The organism is Streptomyces sp. NTD91 (assembly GCF_059510455.1).
Genome location: NZ_JCAJZW010000009.1, coordinates 1 through 22,308, shown reverse-complemented (window position 1 = coordinate 22,308; position 22,308 = coordinate 1). Strand labels below are relative to the sequence as shown.

The window sequence follows — 22,308 nt, the reverse complement described above, 5'->3', positions numbered from 1 at the left end:
CCGGCGCGGTTCCCATGCCCCCCGTTCAGGGCCGCTTCGCCTCAGCTCTTCTTCTTTGCGTCCGCCCACTCGTGCTGGGCCGCAACGTCCGCCTTCATCTCGGCCAGCTGGACGGCGACCGCGCCGGGTGCCGTGCCTCCGCGCCCGTCGCGGGAGGACAGGGCGCCCGGCACATTGAGGACCGAGCGCACCTCCGGAGTGAGATGTGCGGAGATCTTCGCGAACTGCTCGTCCGTGAGGTCGTCCAGTTCCTTGCCCTCCGCCTCGGCGGCCTTGACGCACTCGCCCGCGACCTCGTGCGCCACCCGGAACGGCACGCCCTGCTTGACCAGCCACTCGGCGATGTCGGTGGCGAGCGAGAAGCCGGCCGGGGCCAGTTCCTCCATGCGTTCGCGGTTGACGGTGAGGGTGGCGATCATGCCGGTGAAGGCGGGCAGCAGGACCTCCAGCTGGTCGCAGGAGTCGAAGACCGGCTCCTTGTCCTCCTGGAGGTCACGGTTGTAGGCGAGCGGCAGGGCCTTCAACGTCGCCATCAGACCCGTCAGGTTGCCGATCAGGCGGCCCGACTTGCCGCGGGCCAGCTCGGCGATGTCCGGGTTCTTCTTCTGCGGCATGATCGACGAGCCGGTGGAGAACGCGTCGTGCAGGCTCACGAAGGAGAACTCCTTCGTGTTCCAGATGATGATCTCCTCGGCGATCCGGGAGACGTTCACGCCGATCATCGCGGTGATGAAGGCGAACTCGGCGACGAAGTCACGCGAGGCCGTGCCGTCGATGGAGTTGCCGACGCTGCCGTGCTCGAAGCCGAGGTCCTTCGCGACCGCCTCCGGGTCCAGGCCGAGCGAGGAGCCGGCGAGTGCGCCGGAGCCGTACGGCGACACCGCCGTGCGCTCGTCCCACTGGCGCAGCCGCTCGGCGTCCCGGGACAGGGACTGCACGTGGGCGAGGACGTGGTGCGCGAACAGGACCGGCTGGGCGTGCTGGAGGTGGGTGCGGCCCGGCATCGCCACGTCCGGGTGGGCCTCGGCGAGGCCGATCAGGGCGTCCTGGAGGTCGGCGATCAGGCCGCCGATCGTACGGGCGTGGTCGCGCAGGTACATCCGGAAGAGGGTCGCCACCTGGTCGTTCCGTGACCGGCCGGCACGGAGCTTGCCGCCGAGGTCCGGGCCGAGGCGCTCCAGCAGGCCGCGCTCCAGGGCGGTGTGCACGTCCTCGTCGGCGAGGGTGCCGACGAAGGCGCCGGAGGCCACGTCGGCCTCCAGCTCGTCGAGGCCGGCGATCATGCGCTGCAGCTCGTCCGCCGTGAGGAGGCCGGCCTTGCGCAGCACGCGCGCGTGGGCACGCGAACCGGCGATGTCGTACGGCGCGAGCCGCCAGTCGAAGTGGACGGACGCGGACAGCTTCGCCAGGGCCTCGGCGGGACCGTCGGCGAAACGGCCGCCCCAGAGCCGTACCTCATCGCTGTTGCTGCTCACTTGGGCTGCTCCTAGGAAATGGTCGGACGGACGGAGTGCGCGTCAGGTTATGCCCGCGGATCGCGACGGGCGGCGATCCGCGGGGGCAGGCCGTGGATGTCGATGCACAGGGCGTTCACGGGTCTCTCCGCGCACTGTCCCTGCCATTGTGTATGAGTATGCAGAGTGCTGCATGATTCGTCAATTTGCCGGGCCCCTGAACGGCGGCACTCGCTTTGCCGTACCTCCCACCGCACGCAGGCGCCGCGTCGTTCAATCGCCGACCCGCCACCTGCACGCTCACGAAGTGAGACGGCATGCAGCCGTGACCGCCCCGACCAGCGCCGACCGGGGCGGCCGCGGTGGTGCCGACGGGATTCTTCGGAGAAATACTTAGACAATCGAAGGAGTTGCGTCGATACTCCGTGGACATGGGAAAGAGCTACGAGCGCATCGACGGCAGGCTCCGGACGTTCATCGAGGAGCAACCCCTCTTCTTCACCGCGACCGCCCCGCTGTCCGGCGACGGCACGGTGAACCTCTCCCCCAAGGGCCTCAGGGGCTCCTTCACCGTGCTCGACGAACAGACCGTGGCCTACCTGGACTTCGCCGGGTCGAACGCCGAGACCATCGCGCATCTCAGGGAGAACGGGCGGATCACTCTGATGTGGTGCGCCTTCCAGGGCCCGCCGAACATCGTGCGTGTCCACGGCAGGGGCGAGCCGGTCTTCCGGGACGACCCGCGCTTCGGGGAACTGCTCGCCCGGTTCCCGGACATCGACCCGAGCATGCACGGACTGCGCGCGATCATCGTCGTCCACGCGGAACTGATCCGCGACACGTGCGGTTACGCCGTCCCCTACATGGCGTACGAGACGGACCGTGACCTGCACGGAAAGCGTTTCGCGCGGGAGGACGACGTCTCGCTGAGCACGTACTTCGCAAAGAAGGAGCACGTGGCGACGAGCCTGGACGGACTACCCGGGCTGCCGTTGCCACTGCCTCCGGCTACCGTCTGAGCCATGCGCCCCGGTGCCCTGCTCGCCCTCGTGTCCGCCTCCTCGTTCGCCCTGCCCGCGCCGGCTGCGGGCGCCGGGTCCGTCCCGCTGCCCGCGCGGATGGCCGACACCGGCGGCGGCAGTCAGCTGATCACCGCGCAGGCGGCACGCGCCGACTCGACGTCGGGGACGCTCACTTGGTGGGACCTGCGGGACGGACAGTGGGTGGCGGCCGGCAGGGCTCCGGCGCGGTTCGGAGCGAACGGACTGGCGGAGGGCGGCTCACGCACACAGGGCACGAACACCACACCGACCGGCCTGTACGGTCTTCCGTTCGCCTTCGGGATCAAGGCGGCGCCGAGCGGGACGAGAGTCGCCTACCGCGCGGTGACAGGGAGTTCGTGGTGGTGCGAGGACATGGACTCGCGATCGTACAACCGGTGGGTCGACCCGCTGCCCGCCGACTGCCGTGCCTCCGAGTCGGAGCACCTGATCGCCTACCCGACCCAGTACGCCTACGGGCTCGTCGTAGGGTTCAACTACGACCGGCCGGTGCGAGGGCGTGGCGCCGGGATCTTCCTCCATGTGAACGGGAAGGCGGCGACGGCCGGTTGTGTCTCGGTGCCGAAGGACGCGATGCGGCGGATCCTTCAGTGGGCCGAGCCGGAGAAACGGCCGCATGTCGCCGTCGGGACCGTGGCAGGGGCCACGGCCGTCACCCGGTACTGAGGCAGGACTCGCCGCGGGAGGGGCGGCGGCTCAGGTGGGCAGGCGCACCTGGAACGTCGTGGAGCCCGGTCTGCTCTCCAGGGCCACCGCCCCGCCATGCGCCTCGGCCACCGCCGCCACGATCGACAGCCCCAGGCCCGCCCCCGCGCCGGAGGCGTTCGGGTGGCGGCGGTGTTCGGCTCGGGTGAAGCGTTCGAAGACGCCGGGCTGGACGTCTTCCGGGACGCCGGGGCCGTCGTCGTGGACGGAGAGGACGGCCGAACCGGCGTCGGCCTCCAGGATGACCGACACCTTCGTGCCGACGGGTGTGTGCAAACGCGCGTTGGCCAGCAGATTGGCCACCACCTGGTGCAGACGGTGGGCGTCGCCCGGCACCGTCACCGGGTCCTCGGGCAGGTCCAGGCTCCAGCGGTGGTCGGGGCCGGCGGCGCGGGCGTCGGTGACCGCGTCGAGGACCAGATGGGTCAGGTCGACGGGGTGGCGCTCCAGCGGACGGCCGGCGTCGAGCCGGGCGAGCAGGAGCAGGTCGTCGACCATCAAGCCCATGCGGGAGGACTCGGCGGCGATGCGCTCCAGCGCCCGGGTCACCTCCGGCGGCACCGGACCCGGGTGAAGGAGGGCCAGCTCGGCGTGACCGCGAACCGAGGCGACCGGGGTGCGCAGCTCATGGCTGGCGTCGGCGGCGAAGCGACGCAGCCGCTCTTCGCTCGCGTGCCGTTTGGTCAGCGCGTCCTCGACGTGCCGCAGCATGCGGTTGAACGCGGCCGCCACCCGACCGACCTCACTGCGCGGATCCGCCGCGGGCGCCCGCGGCGGCAGGGCGACCTCGCCGCTGGCCAGCGGCAGCTCACTGACCCGGGTGGCGGTGGCGGCGACCCGGCTGAGGGGGCGCAGGGACCAGCGGACCCAGAGGGCACCGGCCACCCCGGTGGCGGTCAGGGCCAGGCCGAAGACGATCACCGAGACCAGTTCCAGGCGCTGCACGGCGGACCGTACCGGTTCGGTCGGCAGCCCGGTGATCAGCACGTCCCCGTCCCGGCCCTGCCAGGCCATCAGCCGGTAGTCGTGCAGGTGGGACAGGCACACGGTGTGTCCCCGGCCGTCCACCGGCACCGCGGCCAGCGCCGCCCGGTCGGCGGCGGTCAGGCCGGCCCCGAGGTCGGGGTTCTCGACCGAAGGCACGACCGCGGCGCTGGTGACCCGGCCGTTCATCAGGCGGGCGCCGAACGTCTCGGCCGACTGCCGACGGGTGTCACCGTGCTCGTCGCCGTCGCCGTCGGAGGGCTTGTACGTGCCGTGCTCCAGGCTCTGCGCGAAGGTCGGCCCGGTCTGCTGCAGTTGCTGGTCGAGGCGACGGGTGAGGAAGCCGTTCAGTTCCACGACGGCGGCCACCCCGACCGCTGCACAGCTGATGGCGAGCAGGACGACCAGTCCCGCGATGAGCCGGGCGCGCAGCGTGCGGGGCCGGGGCAGCCGACCCGCACCGCCGAAGCGGGAGAAACGGCTCATTTGGTCACCGGCTTCAGCACGTAGCCCGCACCGCGCACGGTGTGGATCATGGGCTCGCGGCCCGCGTCGACCTTCTTGCGCAGGTAGGAGATGTACAGCTCCACGACATGGGCCCGGCCGCCGAAGTCGTAGGACCACACCCGGTCGAGGATCTGGGCCTTGCTGAGCACCCGGCGCGGGTTGCGCATGAGGAAGCGGAGGAGTTCGAACTCGGTGGGTGAGAGCTCGATCAGCTCGCCGGCCCGGGTGACCTCGCGGGCCTCCTCGTCCATGACCAGGTCGCCGACCGTCAGCCGCGGTCCGTCCTCCTGCTGGCGGGCCATGCCGGCCCGGCGCAGCAGGCCGCGCAGCCGCGCGACGACCTCCTCCAGGCTGAAGGGCTTGGTGACGTAGTCGTCGCCGCCGGCCGTGATGCCCGCGATCCGGTCCTCGACCGCGTCCCGGGCCGTGAGAAAGAGCACACAGACGTCCGGCTTCACCTCCCGCAGCCGGCGCAGCACGGCGAAGCCGTCGGTGTCGGGGAGCATGACGTCGAGGACGACGGCGTCGGGCAGCAGCTCGCGCGCGCCGTCGAGGGCCGAGACGCCGTCGCAGGCCGCGCGCACCTCCCAGCCCTCGTAGCGCAGGGCGCCGGTGAGCACCTCGGCGAGGTCGGGGTCGTCGTCCACGACCAGGACGCGCAGCGGGGTGCCGTCGGGTCGGGTGAGGGCCGGGCGGCCGGAACGGGTGGTGTTCATCGCGTCTACCAGCATCACCCAGGTGGCGCGGTGGGGCGTAGCGCCCGCCCTCTGAGTTTTCTCTGAGTGCCGTCCCCGGTGCCCTGAAGGCCGTCTGAGAACCCGCTCTGAGTCTGCTCTCAAACCACCTGTTCAGAGGGTTGTTCAGAGGTGGCTCAGAGCTTCGCCGCGCACAGTGGCCCGGTACGACGACGAAGGGACGCGATCGATGACCACCGTGGACGCGAGGCAGGTGGCTCCTCCGGTGCCCGGGACCGCACGGCGCTCCCCCGCGGGGCCCGTGCTGGCCGTGCTGTGGGCCGGAGCGGCGGCCGTGGTCGCGCTCTGGTGGACGGACACCGGGTCCGTGATCGGTGCGGCCGGCTGGCTGACCGGCGCAGGGCGGATCGCCGGCCTGCTGTGCGGGTACGCCTGCGCGGTGCTGGTCGGCCTGATGGCGCGGGTGCCGCTGCTGGAGCGGCGGGTCGGCTCGGACCGGGTGGCGCGCTGGCACGCGATGGCGGGACGGTACACGGTCTGCCTGCTGGTCGCGCACGTCGTGCTGATCCTCGCCGGGTACGCGGCCCAGGACCGGGCCTCGGTGTGGCACGAGACGGTGACGGTCGTCCTGGACTATCCGGACATGCTCAAGGCCACCGCCGGCACGGTGATCCTTTTCGCGGTCGGCATCACCTCGGCGCGGGCGGTGCGCCGCCGCACCAGCCACGAGTTCTGGTACTACGTGCACCTGCTGACGTACGCGGCCGTGTTCCTGGCCTTCTTCCACCAGCTGACGCTCGGGAACGAGTTCAACGGCAAGCCGGTCGCGACCGCCGTCTGGTACGCGCTGTACCTGGCCGTCGCCGCCCTGGTGCTGTGGTACCGGATCCTCACCCCGGTCCGTCTCAACCGGCGCCACCAGCTGCGTGTGGACGCGGTCCACCAGGAGGCGCCCGGTGTGTACTCGGTCGTCGTGCGCGGGCGGCACCTGGACGAGCTGGAGGCGCGGCCCGGGCAGTTCTTCCGCTGGCGGTTCCTCGGCGAGGGACTGGGCTGGACGTCGACGCCGTACTCCCTGTCCGCGCCGCCGCGCCCGGACCTGATGCGCATCACGGTCAAGGCGCTCGGCGACCACAGCGCGGCCGTCGCCCTGCTGCGGCCCGGCACCCGGGTGTGGGCGGAGGGCCCCTACGGCTCCATGACCGCCGACCGGGCCACCAGCCACCACTCCCTGCTCATCGCGGCCGGTGTCGGCATCACCCCGTTGCGGGCGCTGTTCGAGACGCTGCCCGGCGAGGTCACGCTGCTGTACCGGGCGCGCAGTGCCGAGGACCTGGCGCTCGGCGGGGAGCTGGAGGCGATCGCCCGCCGGCGCGGCGCCCAGGTGCTGTACGCGCTGAACGGCCCCCGCGGCGAGCGCCCCGCCATCACGGCGGAGTCACTGCGCGCGACCTTCCCCGGCATCGCCGGCCACGACGTCTACATCTGCGGGCCGCACGGCTTCGCCCGGGACGTGTACGAGGCACTGCGGGCGGCCGGGGTCCCGGACCGCCGTATCCACCACGAGTCGTTCGAACTGTGACAACCAGCGAAGCTGCGAGGCAGATCACGTGCACGCCCTGAAGAAGAACCGCCCCCTGCGCCGCATCGTGCTGGCCAGTGCCGCCACCGTCTCCGGGATGGTGCTGTTGCTGTCGCTGAAGCCGCACGCGAGCCCCACACTCGCCACCGCCGACACCAGGTCGCCGACGGTGTCGAGCAGTTCGGCCCCGTCGAGCGGCTCGGGCGCCTCCGGCGGGTCCGGCTCGTCCTCGGGGTCGACGACGGGCAGCAGGACGGCCACCGGCGACACCGTCCAGACCCGCTGGGGCCCGGTACAGGTGCGGGTCACGATCAGGAGCGGAAAACTCACGGACGTGACGGCCGTGCAGTACCCGCAGGACAACCCGCGCGACCAGGAGATCAACAGCTACGCTCTGCCCCAGCTGCGGCGGGAGGCGCTGGCCGCGCAGAGCGCGAACATCGACATGGTGTCGGGCGCCTCCTACACCAGCACCGGCTACAAGCAGTCCCTCCAGTCCGCGCTCGACTCCGCCGGGCTGTGAGGCGGGACTGCTGAACACCGAGCGCATGCGCCACGTATCTGAGGGCCAAGGGTCAAGTCCCCCCGGAGGAACCGTGACCACCACGCTCGCAGGCGGACGTGCCGCCCGCCGCCAGACGATGCGCCGCATCCGCCCGCGCCGCAGCCCGGCCGTACCGCTGCTGCTCGCCGTCTGGGCGGGCGCGGCGGCCGTGCTGTGGCTCTGGTGGCACAACACCCCGTCCATCGCCGACGACACCGGCAGAATCCTCAACGCGGGCCGGATCACCGGCCTGCTGGCCGGCTATCTGATGGCGCTGGTGGTGCTCCAGATGGCGCGCGTGCCGGCGTTGGAGCGGCGGGTCGGCTCGGACCGGGTGGCCCGCTGGCACGCGATGAGCGGCCGCTACACCCTCTCCCTGATCGTGGCGCACGTCTTCCTCACCATGTGGGGGTACGCGCGGCAGGCGGGCAAATCGCTCGGCGACATCGTCCAGCAGACCGTCGACTCCGTGAACCAGTTGCCGGACGTGGGCAAGGCCGCCGTCGGCACCGGCCTGTTCGTGCTGATCGGGCTCACCTCGGTCGGCGTGCTCCGCCGCCGACTGCCGTACGACGCCTGGTACCACGTGCACCTGATGACGTACGCGGCGGTGTTCCTGACCTTCTGGCACCAGATCACCACCGGCAACGACTTCGCGGTCGAGCCCCTGGCGAAGACCTTCTGGTACGGCCTGTACGGCGCGGTCACCGCGCTGGTCGTCTGGTACCGCGTCCTCACGCCGATCCGGCTGAACCTGAGGCACCGGATGCGGGTGGAGGCCGTCATCGAGGAGACGCCGGGCATCGTGTCGGTGCTGATCGGCGGGCGCAGGCTGCACCGGATGGGCGCGGAGGCGGGCCAGTTCTTCCGCTGGCGGTTCCTCGCGCCGGGCATGCGGTTCAGCTCGCACCCGTACTCGCTGTCGGCGGCGCCCCGCCCGGACATGCTGCGGATCACGGTCAAGGCGATCGGTGACCACAGTGCCCGGCTGCGCGAGCTGACGCCCGGAACCCGGGTGTGGGCGGAGGGACCGTACGGCGCGCTGACCGCGCAGCGCCGCAGCCGGGGCAAGGTGCTGCTGGTCGCGGGCGGGGTCGGCATCACGCCGATGCGGGCGCTGTTCGAGACGCTGCCCGGCGCGGCCGGCGACATCACCCTGCTCTACCGGGCCAACAGCACCCAGGACCTGGCCCTGTGGGACGAGCTGGCGAAGATCGCCGACGAGCGGGGCGCCCGGCTGATGTACGCGGTGAACAGCCCCGACGGCGAGCGGCCGGACATCTCCGCGGAGAACCTGCGGCGGAAGATCCCGGACATCGACCGCCACGACGTCTTCATGTGCGGCCCGCCCGGGTTCGCGCAGTCGGTGTACGAGGCACTGCGCGGCGCGGGGGTTCCCGCCCGCCGCATCCATCACGAATCGTTCGAGATGTGAGCGGGAGCTACGGACAGATGAGGAAGAGCCACCCCGTACGACGGGTCGTGCTGGCCACCGCCGCGACCGTGTCCGGTGTCGTGCTGCTGCTGTCGCTGAAGCCGGCGTCCGGTCCGGCCGCGGCGTCGGCGGCGGGCGCCGCCCCGCAGCAGACGGCGGCGGGGCAGCAGGCCGCGCAGGGCGGATCGCAGGCGGCGGGGGCGAGTTCCGGCACGGTGACCGGTGATGCGACGCAGACGCCGTACGGCACCGTGCAGGTACGGCTGACCGTCGCCGGCGGGAAGATCACCAAGTCGGAGGCCGTCAAGGCACCCAAGGGCGGACTCAGCGACCAGAAGACGGCGATGGCCGTACCGAAGCTCAACCAGGAGGCGGTCGCGGCGCAGAGCGCGCGGATCGACGCGGTGTCGGGTGCGACGTACACGAGCGACGGCTACAAGAAGTCGCTGCAGTCGGCGCTGGACAAGATGAAGTCGACGGGCTCCGCCGGACAGCCGAGCGGCTCCTCGGGGAGCGGCTCGTCCCGCTCCGGGTCCTCCGGTTCCAGGTCCTCCGGTTCCGGGTCCTCCGGTGCGGCGCAGGCGCGTACGGTCACCGGGAAGGTCGCGCAGACCCAGTACGGGCCGGTCCAGGTGCGGATCACCGTCAGCGGTGGCAAGATCACCAAGGCGGAGGCCGTCCAGGCACCCAAGGGCGGGCTCAGCGACCAGAAGACGGCGATGGCCGTACCCAGGCTCAACCAGGAGGCCGTCACGGCCGGCAACGCGCACATCGACGCCGTCTCCGGCGCCACCTACACCAGCGCCGGCTACCGGCAGTCCCTCCAGTCGGCGCTGGACCAGGCCGGTGGCTGACCCGGTGACCGAACCGGCCGGTGCTCCCGCCGCGGTGCGCCACGCGGAGGAGGTCATGGGGACCGTCTTCTCCTTCGACGTCCGCGGCGGAGAGCGCGGCGCGGTGCGTGGGGCGTTGGCCGAGGCAGTCGCCGGGCTGCACCGTGCGGACGCGGTCTTCAGCACCTACCGCGAGGACAGCGAGGTCTCACGGCTGGCCAGGGGCGAGCTGACCGTCGCGGACTGCTCGCCCGAGGTGGCCGAGGTGCTGGACCTCGCCGACGAGGCGGAGCGGGTGAGCGAGGGCTGGTTCAGCCCCCGGTACCGCGGCTCGCTGGACCCCACCGGCATCGTCAAGGGCTGGGCCGCCGAGCGGGCGGCGCGGCTGCTGGCGGGGGTGGCCGGGGTGTGCGGGGTGAGCGTCAACGGGGGCGGGGACGTGCAGATGCTCGGCTCGCCGGAACCGCAGCGGCCGTGGCGCGTGGGTGTGGCCGACCCGCTGCGGCCGGGTGGTCTGGCGGCGGTGATCTCGGCGGCGGGTGTGGCGGAGCTGTCGGTGGCGACCTCGGGCACGGCCGAGCGGGGCGCGCACATCGTTGATCCCCGCACCGGCAGGCCCGCGGTGTCGGACCTGGTCGCGGTGACGGTCGTGGGACCCCGGCTCACCTGGGCCGACTGCTGGGCCACGGCGGCGTTCGCGATGGGCTCGCGGGCGGGGCTCGCCTGGCTGGAGTCGCTGCCCGGCGTGGAGGCCCTGCTGATCACGGCCGGGGACGAGGTGCGCTGCACCGGGGGGCTGGCCGAGCGATTGGGCTGACGACCGGCTTTTTACCTGTGACGGCCATCCCATTCCCGTCCTGGGACGTACCCCGTGTGCAGTGAGTTTCAGGAGGAGCGCTATGGCCATCTTCAGCAGTCTCTTGCCCGCCAAGCGCCGTGACCGCGACCACGACGACACCTCACGTCACTTCGGCTCGCGGCACGGGCACGGCCACACCGGCGGTCACCGCCACGACGACTTCGACCGGCACGACCACGGCGACCGCGGCGACGACCACGGATACTGATCACCCAGAAAGGCCGAGCGGACCGGAGACCGGAGGCCCCGGTCCGCTCGGCCGAGCCCCGAGGGACCCCTCCCATGGCGCACGTCCTGCGGCGTCTGCTGTCGGTCACGGAGGCGTCCGACGCCGTCGTGGCGGGAGCGCCCCCGGTGTCGCCGCGCGCGGTGTTCCGACGGTTCTGGCCCTATACGCGCGGCGGTCGGCGCTGGCTGGTCCCCGTCCTCGTCCTCAGCCTGCTCGGTCCGGCCGTCGACGCCGCCGAGCTGTGGCTGTTCAAGATCGTGGTGGACGAGGTCCTCGTCCCACGGGACCTGCGGCCCTTCGTGTGGATCGCACCGGCCTATCTGGGCCTCATCCTCTTCTCCGGCGTCCTGCGCTTCGCCGACGACATGACCTCGGCCTGGGTCGGCGAACGCTTCCTGCTCTCGCTGCGCTGCGACGTCTTCCGGCACGTCCAGGGGCTGTCGCTCGGCTTCTTCGAACGCCGGCGGCTCGGCGATGTGCTCTCCCGGGTCACCGGCGACGTCGACGCGGTCGAGACGTTCCTGCTCTCGGGGGTCGCGGACGCCCTGTACTACGTGGTCCGCCTGGCCCTCTTCCTCGGCCTGCTCTTCTACCTGCGCTGGGACCTGACCCTGCTCGCCCTGGTCGTCGTGCCCCTGTTCTGGGGAGCGGCCCGGCACTTCTCCCGGCTGATCAAGGCGGCGTCCCGGGAGCGCAGGCGGCGCGGCGGCTCGCTCAGCGCGATCGCCGAGGAGGTGCTGGGCAATGTCGCGCTGGTGCAGGCGTACAACCGGCAGGGCTGGGAGGAGCGCCGGTTCGAGCGGGAGGGCGTCGGCAGGTTCCGGGCGGTGATGGCCTCGACGCGGATCCGGGCCGTCTATGCCCCCCTCGTCGAGATCATCGAGGTGACCGGTGGTCTCGCGGTGATGGGCCTCGGCACCTGGAAGCTGGCCCAGGGACAGCTCACGCTGGGCGGGCTGCTGGTCTTCCTGGCCCTGATCGGCAAGCTGTACGGCCCGGTCCACGGCCTGTCCCGGCTCGGCACCACGTTCTACGCCGCCTCCGCCTCGGCCGAGCGGATCATCGAGCTGCTGGACCAGCGGCCGCAGGTCACCGAGCGTGCGAACGCCCGGCGGACCGGCCGGGCCCGGGGCGCGGTGGAGTTCGACGGCGTCTGGTTCCGCTATCCCGGCGCCCCGTCCTGGGCGTTGTCGGGCGTGTCCTTCCGCGTGGCCCCGGGCGAGACCCTGGCGCTGGTCGGCGCCAGCGGGGCCGGCAAGTCGACCGTCGCCAAGCTCCAGTTGCGGTTCTACGACCCCGACCGGGGAGCGGTCCGGCTCGACGGGAGCGATCTGCGCGAACTGTGGCTGTCCGACGTACGGGAGAGCGTCGCCGTGGTGCTCCAGGAAACGCTCGTCTTCCACGGCACCGTGCGGGAGAACATCGCCTACGGCCGGCCGGGGGCGAGCGAGGCGGACATCGTCGCGGCGGCCCGCGCGGCGGACGCCCACGAGTTCATCGAGCGGCTCCCGGAGGGCTACGACACGCTGGTCGGCCAGCGCGGCCGCACACTGTCCGGCGGGCAGTGCCAGCGCCTGGCGATCGCGCGCGCGATGATCAGGGACGCACCCGTGCTGCTGCTGGACGAGCCGACCACCGGGCTCGACGTGCGCTCGGGGCGGCGGATCATGGAACCGTTGCGCCGGCTCATGGCCGGGCGGACGACCGTCGTCATCTCCCACAACCTGCTGACCGTCCGCGACGCCACCCGGATCGTGGTCCTGGACCGCGGCAGGGTCGTCGAGGACGGCGCACCGGACGACCTGCTGCGCGGCCAGGGGGCGTACGCCCGGCTGCACCGGCTGAGCACGGGCGCGGTGCTGTCATGAGCGGCTCTGCGCCCCCGCCCCTGGCACCGGGCGCGAAACCGGCTCCCGGGTACGTGATCCTGGCGCATCTGACCCGCACCGGGTGGCTCGACGTGTACGACGCGTGGAGCGAGGAGCGTGCCTGCCGGTGCGTGATCAAGGCGCTGCGGCCCGACCTGCGCGGCGACGAGGGACTGGGCGCACGGCTGGTGCGGGAGGGCCGGTGGCTGCGGGAGTTCAGCCATCCGCACCTGGTACGGGGCTACGAGACCGTCGAGCGGCCCGAGCCGCTCGTCGTCCTGGAGACGCTGACCGGTGAGACGCTCTCCCACCTGGTGCACCGCCTGCGGCGCCGGCCGGCCGCGGCCGATGTGGCTCTGCTCGGCGGGCAGGTGTGTTCCGCTGTCCACTATCTCCACGGCCGTGGCCTGCTGCACCTGGACCTCAAGCCCTCCAACGTGGTGGTGGAGCGCGGCCATGCCAAGGTGCTGGACCTGAGCATCGCCCGGCCGCCGGGGCCCGCGCCCGCCGGCGGGGGCACGTTCGGCTACCGCGCTCCGGAACAGGCGCGCGGCGGAGCGCTCACGGCCGCCACGGACGTGTGGGGTATCGGCGTCACGCTGTTCGAGGTCGCGTGCGGCGAGCCGCCGTTCGACCGCGGGGAGACGGTGGACGAGGGCGGCGGCACCGCGGGCGGCCGGTGTCCGTCGACGGAGCGGACGGCCCCGCCGATCGCGTCCCGCCGACGGCTGCCGCACACTCTCGCCGCGGCCGTGGACGCCTGTCTGCGGCGCGACCCGGCGGCGCGGCCCACGGTCGCCGAACTGACCGCTGCCCTGGAGAGGGCACTGCCTTGAGCAGGGGCGTCTCACTCACGTCTGCGACTCCACCACCTGGCCCCTGTGCAGCTGGGCCGTGGCGAGGACGGTGCCGTCGGGAGCGGTCAGCCGGGCGCCGGTGAGGGTCGAAAGGTCGCCCGGGGCGGCCACGCCCCACTGGCCGTGTCCGCCGGTCAGCGGGAAGTCGCCGACACGCACGGAGGTGCCGTCGGAGTGCTCCAGCAGACAGGTCACCCTGCCGGTGTACGAACGGAGCGGGCCGGCGAGATCGACGGACATGAAGACCCAGCCGGGGGGTCCGGGGTGGGCGTAGACCTCACCGGCGGACCGCCCGCCGTTCCCGGCCGACGTCATGTCCCCGACCATCATGGGCTCGGACGCGACCGCGGGAGCGGTGGAGGCGATGAGCGCCTCCACCGCCGTGCCGATCCCCCACCCCGCGAACCCGACGGCGACGGCGAGCGCGGTGAGGACGGCCGCGAGCCGCAGCCTGGCCCGGCGGGCACGCCCGCGCAGGCCCCGCGTCGCGCGGCCGGAGGCGCCCTCGCGGCCCTCGTGCGCCGGCGGCTGCTCGGCCAGCCTGCGCGCCACCCGCGTCTCGAACCCGGTCGGCGGCTCGACGTCCGGCAGCAGGCCGATCAGCCGGTCGCCGACCAGCGTGAGCCGGCGGACGTACTCCCGGCAGTCCGCGCACCGGTCCAGATGCGCGACCGCCTCGGCGCGCTGCCGGCCGGGCAGCACGCCCAGCGCCAGTTCGGCGCCCATCTCCCGCAGCTTCTCGCAGCCGGCGTCACTCGACATGGTCGCCTCGCTTCGGGGACGCGAGTGTGGTGCGCAGTTTCGCCATGGCGGACCTGATCCGCGTCTTCGCGGTCCCCAGCGGGATCTCCTCGGTGTCGGCGATCTGCTGGGCGGTCATGCCGTAGATGCCTGCCATCACCAGGGCCCGGGCCTGTTCCCGGGGCAGCCGGGCCACGGCGGCCCGCAGTTCGGCGGAGGCCTCGTCGGCCAGCGCCCACTGCTCGGGGGTCTCGGTGACGGCGCCGATGACGGTGTCGACGTCCTCGGGGGCCATCGGCTCGCTCCGCCGGGCCCGGACGGCGTCGACGGCCAGGTTGTGCGCGATGGTCGTCAGCCAGGTGGTGACCGAGCCGCGGCGCGAGTCGTAGATCTGCGCATGACGCCACGCCCGCTCGAACGTCAGCTGGGCGACGTCCTCGGCGAGTTGCTCGTCCCTGGTGACGGCCATGGCGACGCCGAAGACCCGGTGCTGGAATCTGCGGACGAAGACGACCGCGAGTTCCGGGTCACCGGTGGCCAGCCCGGCCAGCAAAGCCTCGTCCGGGAGACGGCCCACAGGGAACCGGAGACCCGACACACTTCTGTATACGGACGACGACCGCCAGGGGATTGCCCGCCCACCTGCCCGCCCGCCGCGGAAGATCACACGCCCATTGTCCGCCGACGGGCGAGGCGCCGCATGCCAGGACCTGTCCAGTGCCCCGACAGGCGACGTTCGCCCCGTCGCGACGCCCGGCACGCCCCCCCACTGCCTGGGGGCGTGGGAGGTGCCCCCACTCGCCGCCCCGACCGAAAGTCCGAGTACGTCCAGTGCGAGGGCTTTCGGCCGGCACGCCGACAGCACGCACCGGACGCCGCTCCTCGACGGACAGACGTTGCCTGCCGGGGCACCGGCGTCGCGGACCCGGGCCGATCCGAAACTCCCTGGTACTACGGGGTTTCTGACCATTCCCGTCTGCCGCGCGACGCCATGCACAATCCCCCACTGCCTCGAGGACGTGGGAGGTGCCCCCACTCGCCGCTGCGAGCCCACACCCGAGTACGTCCGGTACGAGGGCCTGGAGCCGGGACGCCGAGAGCACACACCTGACGCCGCGCGTCTGCCCTTCGAAGGGCAGACGCCAATTGCCCGGACAGAACACCTAGTGGCCGTTCTGCGCCAGTCGCAGCAGGTGGTCCGCGAGGGCCTGCCCGCCGCTCGGCTCCCGGCTGATCAGCAGCAGCGTGTCGTCGCCGGCGATCGTGCCGAGGATGTCGTGCAGCTCGGCCTGGTCGATGGCGGAGGCCAGGAACTGGGCGGCGCCCGGCGGGGTGCGCAGGACCACGAGGTTCGCGGAGGCCTCCGCGGAGATCAGCAGCTCCTGGGACAGCCGCCGCATCCGCTCCTCCTTCGCCGACTCCCCCAGCGGCGCGCGGGGGGTGCGGAAACCGCCCTCGCTCGGCACCGCGTAGATCAGTTCGCCGTCGGTGTTGCGGATCTTCACCGCGTTCAGCTCGTCGAGGTCCCGGGAGAGCGTCGCCTGGGTGACACTCAGCCCGTCGTCGGCGAGCAGCTTCGCCAGCTGGCTCTGCGACCGCACCGGCTGCCGGTTGAGGATGTCCACGATCCGGCGGTGCCGCGCGGTACGGGTCTGCGGCACGGCCGGTCCGGCACCCGCCGCCTGCTCGTGGTCCTGCGCCTGGCTCATCGTCGTCCTATTCTCCGGATCGTCCGTCCCCATCCACTGGGTTCGCTGCGTCGAGGATGCCGGGCAGCGCCTGGAGGAAGGCACCCACCTCGGCGTCCGTGATGTTCAGCGGCGGCATGAGCCGTACGACGTCGGGGGCGGGCGCGTTCACCAGGAACCCGGCCTCCTGGGCCGCCGCTTGCGCCTGCTGCGCGTGCGGCCCGGTGAGCACGATACCCAGGAGCAGCCCGGCGCCTCGCACGGAATGGATCAACGGGTGGCCCAGGCCCTCGATTCCCTCGCGCAGCTTCTCGCTCTGCCGCTTGACGTTCTCCAGCAGCCCGTCGTTCGCGATGGTGTCGAGCACGGCGAGGCCGGCGGCGCAGGCGACCGGGTTTCCGCCGAAGGTGGTGCCGTGCTGGCCCGGCCGGAGCAGCTCGGCGGCCCGACCGAAGGCCACGGTGGCGCCGAGCGGCAGCCCGCCGCCGAGCTGCTTGGCGAGGGTGACGACATCGGGCAGCACGCCCTCGTGGGCCTGGTACTCGAACCAGGTTCCGGTGCGGCCGATGCCGGTCTGCACCTCGTCAAGGACCAGCAGGGCGCCGGTGGCGGCGGTGATCGCGCGGGCGGCCTTCAGATAACCGGCCGGCGGCACCACGACGCCGTTCTCGCCCTGGATCGGCTCGATGATCACGAGAGCCGTGTGCTCGGTGACCGCCGCCGCGAGCGCCTGGGCGTCGCCGTAGGGCACGTGGGTGACATCGCCGGGCAGCGGCCGGAAGGGGTCCTGCTTGGCGGGCTGGCCGGTGAGCGCGAGGGCACCCGTCGTACGGCCGTGGAAGCCGCCGCTCGTGGCGACCATGTGGGTGCGCCCGGTGAGCCGGCCGATCTTGAAGGCGGCCTCGTTGGCCTCGGCGCCGGAGTTGCAGAAGAAGACCCTGCCCTCCCGGCCGAAGAGCGTCAGCAGCCGCTCGGCGAGGGCGACGGTGGGCTCGGCCATGAAGAAGTTGGAGATGTGGCCGAGCCGGCCGATCTGCTCGCTGACGGCCTCGACGATCGCCGGGTGGGCGTGGCCGAGGGCGTTGGTGGCGATGCCGCCGACCAGGTCGAGGTACTCCCGGCCCTCGGCGTCCCACACCTTCACGCCCTCGCCGCGCACGAGGGCAAGGCGCGGGGTGCCGTAGTTGTTCATGAGCGCGCCCTGCCAGCGCTCGGTCAGCTCCCGGTTGCTCATGACTCCCCCTGTTCGACCGGAATGTCGTCGGGCACGACCATCGTGCCGATGCCTTCGTCGGTGAAGATCTCCAGCAGGATCGAGTGCTGGACCCGGCCGTCGATGACGCGGGCGGTCGTCACGCCGTTGCGCACGGCGTGCAGGCAGCCCTCCATCTTCGGCACCATGCCGGAGCTCAACTCCGGCAGGAGCTTCTCCAGCTGGGAAGCGGTGAGGCGGCTGATCACCTCGTCGGAGTTCGGCCAGTCCTCGTAGAGTCCCTCGACGTCGGTGAGGACCATCAGCGTCTCGGCGCCCAGTGCCGCGGCGAGCGCCGCGGCCGCCGTGTCGGCGTTGACGTTGTAGACGTGGTGGTCGTCCTGGGAGCGGGCGATCGACGAGACGACGGGGATACGGCCGTCCGCCAGGAGCGCCTCGACGGCTCCCGTTTCGATGCCGGTGATCTCGCCGACCCGGCCGATGTCGACCAGTTCGCCGTCGATCTCGGGCTGGTGCTTGGTGGCGGTGATGGTGTGCGCGTCCTCGCCGGTCAGGCCGACGGCGAGCGGGCCGTGCTGATTGAGCAGGCCGACCAGTTCCCGCTGCACCTGCCCGGCGAGCACCATGCGCACGACGTCCATGGCGTCCTCGGTGGTGACGCGCAGGCCGGCCTTGAACTCGCTGACGATGCCGTGCTTGTCGAGGGCGGCACTGATCTGCGGGCCACCGCCGTGGACGACGACCGGCTTGAGGCCGGCGTGCCGGAGGAAGACCACGTCCTGGGCGAAGGCGGCCTTGAGTTCCTCGTTCACCATGGCGTTGCCGCCGAACTTGATGACGACGGTCTTGCCGTGGTGCCGGGTCAGCCAGGGCAGCGCCTCGATGAGGATCTGGGCCTTCGGCAGGGCCGTGTGCTTGCGAGTGCTCATGAGGAGTAGGCGCTGTTCTCGTGGACGTAGTCGGCGGTCAGGTCGTTGGTCCAGATCGTCGCGGTCTCGGTGCCGGCGGCCAGGTCGGCGACGATGTGCACCTCGCGGTAGCGCATGTCGACCTTCTCGCGGTCCTCGCCGACGCTGCCGTTCTTGCACACCCACACCCCGTTGATGGCGACGCCCAGCCGGTCCGGCTCGAAGGCGGCGCTCGTGGTGCCGATGGCGGAGAGCACGCGGCCCCAGTTGGGGTCCTCGCCGTGGATCGCGCACTTGAGGAGGTTGTTGCGGGCGATGGAGCGGCCCACCTCGACGGCGTCGGCCTCGCTCGCCGCGTTGATCACCTCGACCCTGATGTCCTTGCTGGCGCCCTCGGCGTCCCGGACGAGCTGCTGTCCGAGGTCGTCGCAGACCTGGCGTACGGCGGCGGCGAACTCGGCGTACTCCGGGGTGATGCCGGAGGCGCCGGAGGCGAGGAGGAGCACGGTGTCGTTGGTGGACATGCAGCCGTCGGAGTCGACCCGGTCGAAGGTGACCCTGGTGGCGGCGCGCAAGGTCTTGTCCAGCACCTCGCTGCCGAGGTCGGCGTCGGTGGTGAGGACGACCAGCATGGTGGCGAGGCCGGGGGCGAGCATGCCGGCGCCCTTGGCCATGCCGCCGACGGTCCAGCCGTCCTTGGTCACGACCGACGTCTTGTGCACGGTGTCGGTGGTCTTGATGGCGATGGCGGCCTTCTCGCCGCCGTGCGGGCTGAGCTGGGCGACCGCCTTGTCCACACCCGGCAGCAGCTTGTCCATCGGCAGCAGCACGCCGATCAGGCCGGTGGAACAGACGGCGACGTGGCCCGGGGCGTGGCCGCCCGTCTCGTCGTGGCCCGCGGCGTTGAGCGACTCGGCCACCTTCTCCGCGGTGGCGTGGGTGTCCTGGAAGCCCTTCGGGCCCGTACAGGCGTTGGCGCCGCCGGAGTTCAGGACGACGGCGGTCAGCTCACCGCCCTTGAGGACCTGCTCGGACCACAGCACCGGCGCGGCCTTCACGCGGTTGGAGGTGAAGACGCCCGCGGCGGCACGGCGCGGCCCGTTGTTGACCACGAGGGCCAGGTCGGGATTGCCGTTCTCCTTGATCCCGGCGGCGACGCCCGCCGCCGAGAATCCCTTGGCTGCCGTGACGCTCAAGGTGCGACTCCGATCGTGGAAAGGCCGGTGGTCTCGGGGAGACCCAGGGCGATGTTCATGCTCTGGACGGCACCGCCCGCGGTGCCCTTGGTCAGGTTGTCGATGGCGCTGATCGCGATGATGCGGCCCACGGACTCGTCGTACGCGACCTGGAGCTGAACGGCGTTGGAACCGTGGACGGACGCCGTCGCCGGCCACTGCCCCTCGGGGAGCAGGTGGACGAAGGGTTCGTCGGCGTAGGCCTTCTCGTAGGCGGCGCGCACGGATTCCGCCGTCACCCCGGCCAACGCGGACGCGCTGCACGTGGCGAGGATCCCGCGGGGCATCGGTGCCAGGGTCGGCGTGAAGGACACCTTCACGGCCTCCCCGGCGGCCCCGCTGAGGTTCTGGATCATCTCGGGCGTGTGCCGGTGAACGCCGCCGACGCCGTACGGCGACATGGAGCCCATGACCTCGCTGCCGAGCAGATGCGGCTTGGGGGCCTTGCCGGCGCCGGAGGTGCCGGACGCGGCGACGACCACGGCCTCCGGCTCGGCGAGCCCGGCGGTGTAGGCGGGGAACAGGGCGAGGGTGACGGCGGTCGGGTAGCAACCGGGCACCGCGATGCGCTTGGACCCCTCCAGCGCGGCGCGGGCACCCGGAAGTTCGGGGAGGCCGTAGGGCCAGGTGCCGGCGTGTGCGGAGCCGTAGAACCGCTCCCAGTCGGCCGCTTCCCTCAGCCGGAAGTCGGCGCCCATGTCCACCACCAGCACGTCGGGGCCGAGCTGTTCGGCGACGGCGGCGGACTGCCCGTGCGGCAGCGCGAGGAAGACCACGTCGTGCCCGGCGAGTGCCTCGGCCGTGGTCTCGGTGAGCACGCGGTCGGCCAGCGGCAGCAGATGCGGCTGCAGCGCGCCCAGCCGCAGGCCGGCGTTGGAGTTCGCCGTCAGGGCGCCGATCTCGACCTCGGGGTGCGTGAGGAGCAGGCGCAGGACCTCGCCGCCCGCGTATCCGCTCGCTCCGGCCACCGCCGCACGTACCGCCATGTCACCCTCCTCTGGATGGCATGACTATACGGTCTGCCGCAGTTTTATGCAACGATGTCGGGCGGGGCAGCATGATGCGGCGCGTGAGCACAAGGGCCGGCGCACAACGCGATCTCCGTGGCGACGCAGCGCCGCACGGCGCGGGCACCGCCGGCCCGACAGCGCCCCGGGCGGGGGGCGGCCGGGGCGCCGCGTAAGCTCGGTCGGACCCGAAGGGGCGCGGGAACCGCGCGACCGGCCACGGTGGACCGCACTCGGCGACGCACACCCCCGGCAGGCGCGACCCACGGCGGAAGGCACGGTGATGGACGGCGAGTTCTGGCCGGTGGCCGACGTGCTGGCGCATCTCGCCGGCCGCTGGCGCGTCGCGCGGGCCGTGCGGGATCTGGCGAGCGGGGACGAGGGCCGCTTCGAAGGGGTCGTCGACTTCACCGGACCGCCCGGCGGAGCCCTCCTGCACGAGGAGTCCGGCGCCTTCACCTGGCAGGGCGTGACCCGGCCGGCCACCCGTACGCTGCGGTTCCTGCCGGGGCCGACGCCGGCCACGGCGGAGGTGCGGTTCGCGGACGGGCGGCCCTTCCACCGGCTGGACCTGAGCACGGGGCACTGGGTCGCCGAGCACCCGTGCGCGGCGGACCTCTACCGGGGCGAGTTCACGGTCCGGGAGGCCGACCGTTGGCGCACGGTGTGGCGGGTCGGCGGCCCGGCGAAGGATCTGGTGCTGAGCACGGACTATGTACGCGAGGGCTGGGCCGAGACCCCGTCGAGACGCAGGTTCCAGCGGCCCGCGCGGCCGGTGACGGTGGACAGGGACAGCGGGCGCACGTCGATGTTCCAGTAGGTCGGGGGCGGAGCCTTCAGGGCGTAGACCAGGGCCGCGCGGATCACGGCGGGCTCGGCGACGGCGACGATCCGGGCGCCGTCCTCCGCCGGGCGGGTGTCCAGCCACCCGCCGACCCGGGAGATGAACGCCAGCAGGGACTCACCGCCGTGCGGGGTGGCGCGCGGGTCGGCGAGCCAGGCGTCCACCGCATCCGGCTCGCGGGCCATGGCCTCACCCAGGGTCAGGCCGCGCCAGCGGCCCATGTCGCAGTCCCGCAGCGCCAGTTGGACCAGCGGGGCGTACCCCAGCGCGTCCCCGGTGGCCCGGCAGCGCGGCGTCGGCGAGCAGTACCGCAGCTCGGCGGCCGCCAGCGGCAGCAGGCCCCCGGCGGCGCGCTGCACCTCGTCCCAGCCGGCCTGGTCCAGCGGCCGGTCGTCCTGGAAGCGCTCCGCCAGCAACGGTGCACTGCGCGCGGCGGCGACGAACGTCACCCTCAGTGGCATGCGGTGATGGTGTGACGGTTGTGTGCCGGGGTCAAGAGCTGTTGCCTGTGAGCTACCGGGGGTGAGCGGCCGCTTACTCGACCGCGTGCTCGAAAGGGTGCATCATCCACTGGTCGGGGCGGTCAAGCGGGCAGAAGCCCAGCTTCGCGTACACCCCGTGCGCGTCCTCCGTGGCGAGCAGGATGCGGCGCAGACCGTAGGACGCAAGGGTCGCGGACACCGGCGACGAAGGCCGTGCCGACGCCCTTGCCGCGCACCGAGGGGTCCACGTACACGTCGGCGAGCCAGGCGAACAGCGCCCGGTCGGTGACCGCGCGCGCGTACGCCACCTGTGCGCCGGAGGCGCGCTCGTACACCCCGAAGTCCAGTGAGGCCGCCATCGCGCGCTCGTGCGTCTCGCGGGGTCGGCCGATCGCCCAGTGGGCGTCGGCCGACAGCCAGCCGTGGACGCGGTCCACGTCGACGCGGCCGGGGTCGGCGGAGAACTCGTACTCCTCGGGGAGGGGGGTGTGTCGCTCATGCCCGGATCCTCACAGGCCGGAACGTCGGCTTCGAGCTGTTCGCGTCGCTGGAGTTCACCTGCGGCATGGTCACCGTG

Annotated in this window: 21 protein-coding genes and 2 pseudogenes; 11 read left to right on the top strand and 12 right to left on the bottom strand. The window is 72.3% G+C overall.

The annotated features are described in order from the left end of the window. Nucleotides 1–41: 41 nt before the first annotated feature. Nucleotides 42–1,475: an argininosuccinate lyase gene (gene argH / locus AC5WRT_RS12785; protein ID WP_496093414.1), complete on the bottom strand. Its 1,434-nt coding sequence runs from the start codon at nucleotides 1,473–1,475 to the stop codon at nucleotides 42–44. Between the two features lie 410 nt (nucleotides 1,476–1,885). On the opposite strand from argH, the gene AC5WRT_RS12780 reads away from it, so the two are divergent. Both AC5WRT_RS12780 and AC5WRT_RS12775 read left to right on the top strand, forming a co-directional pair. Beyond that, a complete protein-coding gene (locus tag AC5WRT_RS12780) occupies nucleotides 1,886–2,473 on the top strand; it encodes a pyridoxamine 5'-phosphate oxidase family protein (protein ID WP_496093415.1) in 588 nt (195 codons plus the stop codon). 3 nt (nucleotides 2,474–2,476) lie between these two features. Next, nucleotides 2,477–3,181, top strand: coding sequence for a L,D-transpeptidase family protein (locus AC5WRT_RS12775; protein ID WP_496093416.1), 705 nt, complete (start codon nucleotides 2,477–2,479; stop codon nucleotides 3,179–3,181). A gap of 30 nt (nucleotides 3,182–3,211) precedes the next feature. On the opposite strand, the gene AC5WRT_RS12770 is transcribed toward AC5WRT_RS12775, so the two are convergent. Beyond that, nucleotides 3,212–4,690, bottom strand: a complete 1,479-nt coding sequence (locus tag AC5WRT_RS12770) for a sensor histidine kinase (protein WP_496093417.1) — start codon at nucleotides 4,688–4,690, stop codon at nucleotides 3,212–3,214. Beyond that, entirely contained in the window at nucleotides 4,687–5,427 is a 741-nt protein-coding gene (locus AC5WRT_RS12765) for a response regulator transcription factor (protein ID WP_496093418.1), read from the bottom strand. The genes AC5WRT_RS12770 and AC5WRT_RS12765 overlap by 4 nt, the downstream gene beginning before the upstream one ends. Before the next feature lie 208 nt (nucleotides 5,428–5,635). Here AC5WRT_RS12765 and AC5WRT_RS12760 point away from each other — a divergent pair, with 208 nt between their 5' ends. The 8 genes from AC5WRT_RS12760 (at nucleotide 5,636) to AC5WRT_RS12725 (ending at nucleotide 13,592) form a co-directional block, all read left to right on the top strand. Next, nucleotides 5,636–6,988 (top strand): ferredoxin reductase family protein, encoded by a 1,353-nt coding sequence (locus AC5WRT_RS12760; protein WP_496093419.1) that lies wholly within the window; start codon nucleotides 5,636–5,638, stop codon nucleotides 6,986–6,988. Between the two features lie 28 nt (nucleotides 6,989–7,016). Beyond that, nucleotides 7,017–7,511, top strand: coding sequence for an FMN-binding protein (locus tag AC5WRT_RS12755; RefSeq protein WP_496093420.1), 495 nt, complete (start codon nucleotides 7,017–7,019; stop codon nucleotides 7,509–7,511). A 73-nt stretch (nucleotides 7,512–7,584) separates the two neighbouring features. Next, nucleotides 7,585–8,967, top strand: a complete 1,383-nt coding sequence (locus tag AC5WRT_RS12750) for a ferredoxin reductase family protein (protein ID WP_496093421.1) — start codon at nucleotides 7,585–7,587, stop codon at nucleotides 8,965–8,967. 17 nt (nucleotides 8,968–8,984) lie between these two features. Next, the gene (locus tag AC5WRT_RS12745; RefSeq protein WP_496093422.1) at nucleotides 8,985–9,821 is read left to right on the top strand and encodes an FMN-binding protein; all 837 of its coding nucleotides are present in this window, start codon (nucleotides 8,985–8,987) and stop codon (nucleotides 9,819–9,821) included. Continuing rightward, entirely contained in the window at nucleotides 9,814–10,617 is an 804-nt protein-coding gene (locus AC5WRT_RS12740) for an FAD:protein FMN transferase (protein WP_496093423.1), read from the top strand. The genes AC5WRT_RS12745 and AC5WRT_RS12740 overlap by 8 nt, the downstream gene beginning before the upstream one ends. An 82-nt stretch (nucleotides 10,618–10,699) precedes the next feature. Next, a complete protein-coding gene (locus tag AC5WRT_RS12735) occupies nucleotides 10,700–10,867 on the top strand; it encodes a hypothetical protein (protein ID WP_496093424.1) in 168 nt (55 codons plus the stop codon). A 74-nt stretch (nucleotides 10,868–10,941) separates the two neighbouring features. Further along, nucleotides 10,942–12,756, top strand: a complete 1,815-nt coding sequence (locus AC5WRT_RS12730) for an ABC transporter ATP-binding protein (RefSeq protein ID WP_496093425.1) — start codon at nucleotides 10,942–10,944, stop codon at nucleotides 12,754–12,756. Continuing rightward, nucleotides 12,753–13,592: a serine/threonine-protein kinase gene (locus AC5WRT_RS12725; RefSeq protein WP_496093426.1), complete on the top strand. Its 840-nt coding sequence runs from the start codon at nucleotides 12,753–12,755 to the stop codon at nucleotides 13,590–13,592. Before AC5WRT_RS12730 ends, AC5WRT_RS12725 begins: the two co-directional genes overlap by 4 nt. Nucleotides 13,593–13,607: 15 nt before the next feature. Here the strand turns inward: AC5WRT_RS12725 and AC5WRT_RS12720 are convergent, their stop codons facing one another. The 7 genes from AC5WRT_RS12720 to argC all read right to left on the bottom strand — a co-directional run bounded on the left by AC5WRT_RS12720 (nucleotide 13,608) and on the right by argC (nucleotide 20,384). After that, nucleotides 13,608–14,375 carry a hypothetical protein gene (locus AC5WRT_RS12720; protein ID WP_496093427.1) on the bottom strand — a complete coding sequence of 256 codons (768 nt, stop codon included), beginning with the start codon at nucleotides 14,373–14,375 and terminating at the stop codon, nucleotides 13,608–13,610. Continuing rightward, the gene (locus tag AC5WRT_RS12715) at nucleotides 14,365–14,952 is read right to left on the bottom strand and encodes an RNA polymerase sigma factor (RefSeq protein ID WP_496093428.1); all 588 of its coding nucleotides are present in this window, start codon (nucleotides 14,950–14,952) and stop codon (nucleotides 14,365–14,367) included. Before AC5WRT_RS12715 ends, AC5WRT_RS12720 begins: the two co-directional genes overlap by 11 nt. Before the next feature lie 565 nt (nucleotides 14,953–15,517). Further along, the gene (locus AC5WRT_RS12710) at nucleotides 15,518–16,063 is read right to left on the bottom strand and encodes an arginine repressor (RefSeq protein WP_496093429.1); all 546 of its coding nucleotides are present in this window, start codon (nucleotides 16,061–16,063) and stop codon (nucleotides 15,518–15,520) included. 7 nt (nucleotides 16,064–16,070) lie between these two features. Then, entirely contained in the window at nucleotides 16,071–17,276 is a 1,206-nt protein-coding gene (locus AC5WRT_RS12705; RefSeq protein WP_496093430.1) for an acetylornithine transaminase, read from the bottom strand. Continuing rightward, a complete protein-coding gene (argB, locus tag AC5WRT_RS12700) occupies nucleotides 17,273–18,184 on the bottom strand; it encodes an acetylglutamate kinase (protein ID WP_496093431.1) in 912 nt (303 codons plus the stop codon). The genes AC5WRT_RS12705 and argB overlap by 4 nt, the downstream gene beginning before the upstream one ends. Further along, on the bottom strand, nucleotides 18,181–19,359 hold the full coding sequence (gene argJ, locus AC5WRT_RS12695; protein ID WP_496093432.1) for a bifunctional glutamate N-acetyltransferase/amino-acid acetyltransferase ArgJ: 1,179 nt from the start codon (nucleotides 19,357–19,359) through the stop codon (nucleotides 18,181–18,183). Before argJ ends, argB begins: the two co-directional genes overlap by 4 nt. Then, the gene (gene argC, locus AC5WRT_RS12690; protein WP_496093433.1) at nucleotides 19,356–20,384 is read right to left on the bottom strand and encodes an N-acetyl-gamma-glutamyl-phosphate reductase; all 1,029 of its coding nucleotides are present in this window, start codon (nucleotides 20,382–20,384) and stop codon (nucleotides 19,356–19,358) included. The genes argJ and argC overlap by 4 nt, the downstream gene beginning before the upstream one ends. 304 nt (nucleotides 20,385–20,688) lie before the next feature. On the opposite strand from argC, the pseudogene AC5WRT_RS12685 reads away from it, so the two are divergent. Continuing rightward, a pseudogene (locus tag AC5WRT_RS12685) lies at nucleotides 20,689–21,132 on the top strand (DUF6314 family protein); the annotation flags it as partial. Here AC5WRT_RS12685 and AC5WRT_RS12680 read toward each other — a convergent pair. Then, nucleotides 21,117–21,710: a histidine phosphatase family protein gene (locus AC5WRT_RS12680; RefSeq protein WP_496093434.1), complete on the bottom strand. Its 594-nt coding sequence runs from the start codon at nucleotides 21,708–21,710 to the stop codon at nucleotides 21,117–21,119. The pseudogene AC5WRT_RS12685 and the gene AC5WRT_RS12680 sit on opposite strands and share 16 nt — an antisense overlap. Nucleotides 21,711–21,783: 73 nt before the next feature. Next, nucleotides 21,784–22,230, bottom strand: a pseudogene (locus AC5WRT_RS12675) (GNAT family N-acetyltransferase). Nucleotides 22,231–22,308 lie beyond the last annotated feature (78 nt).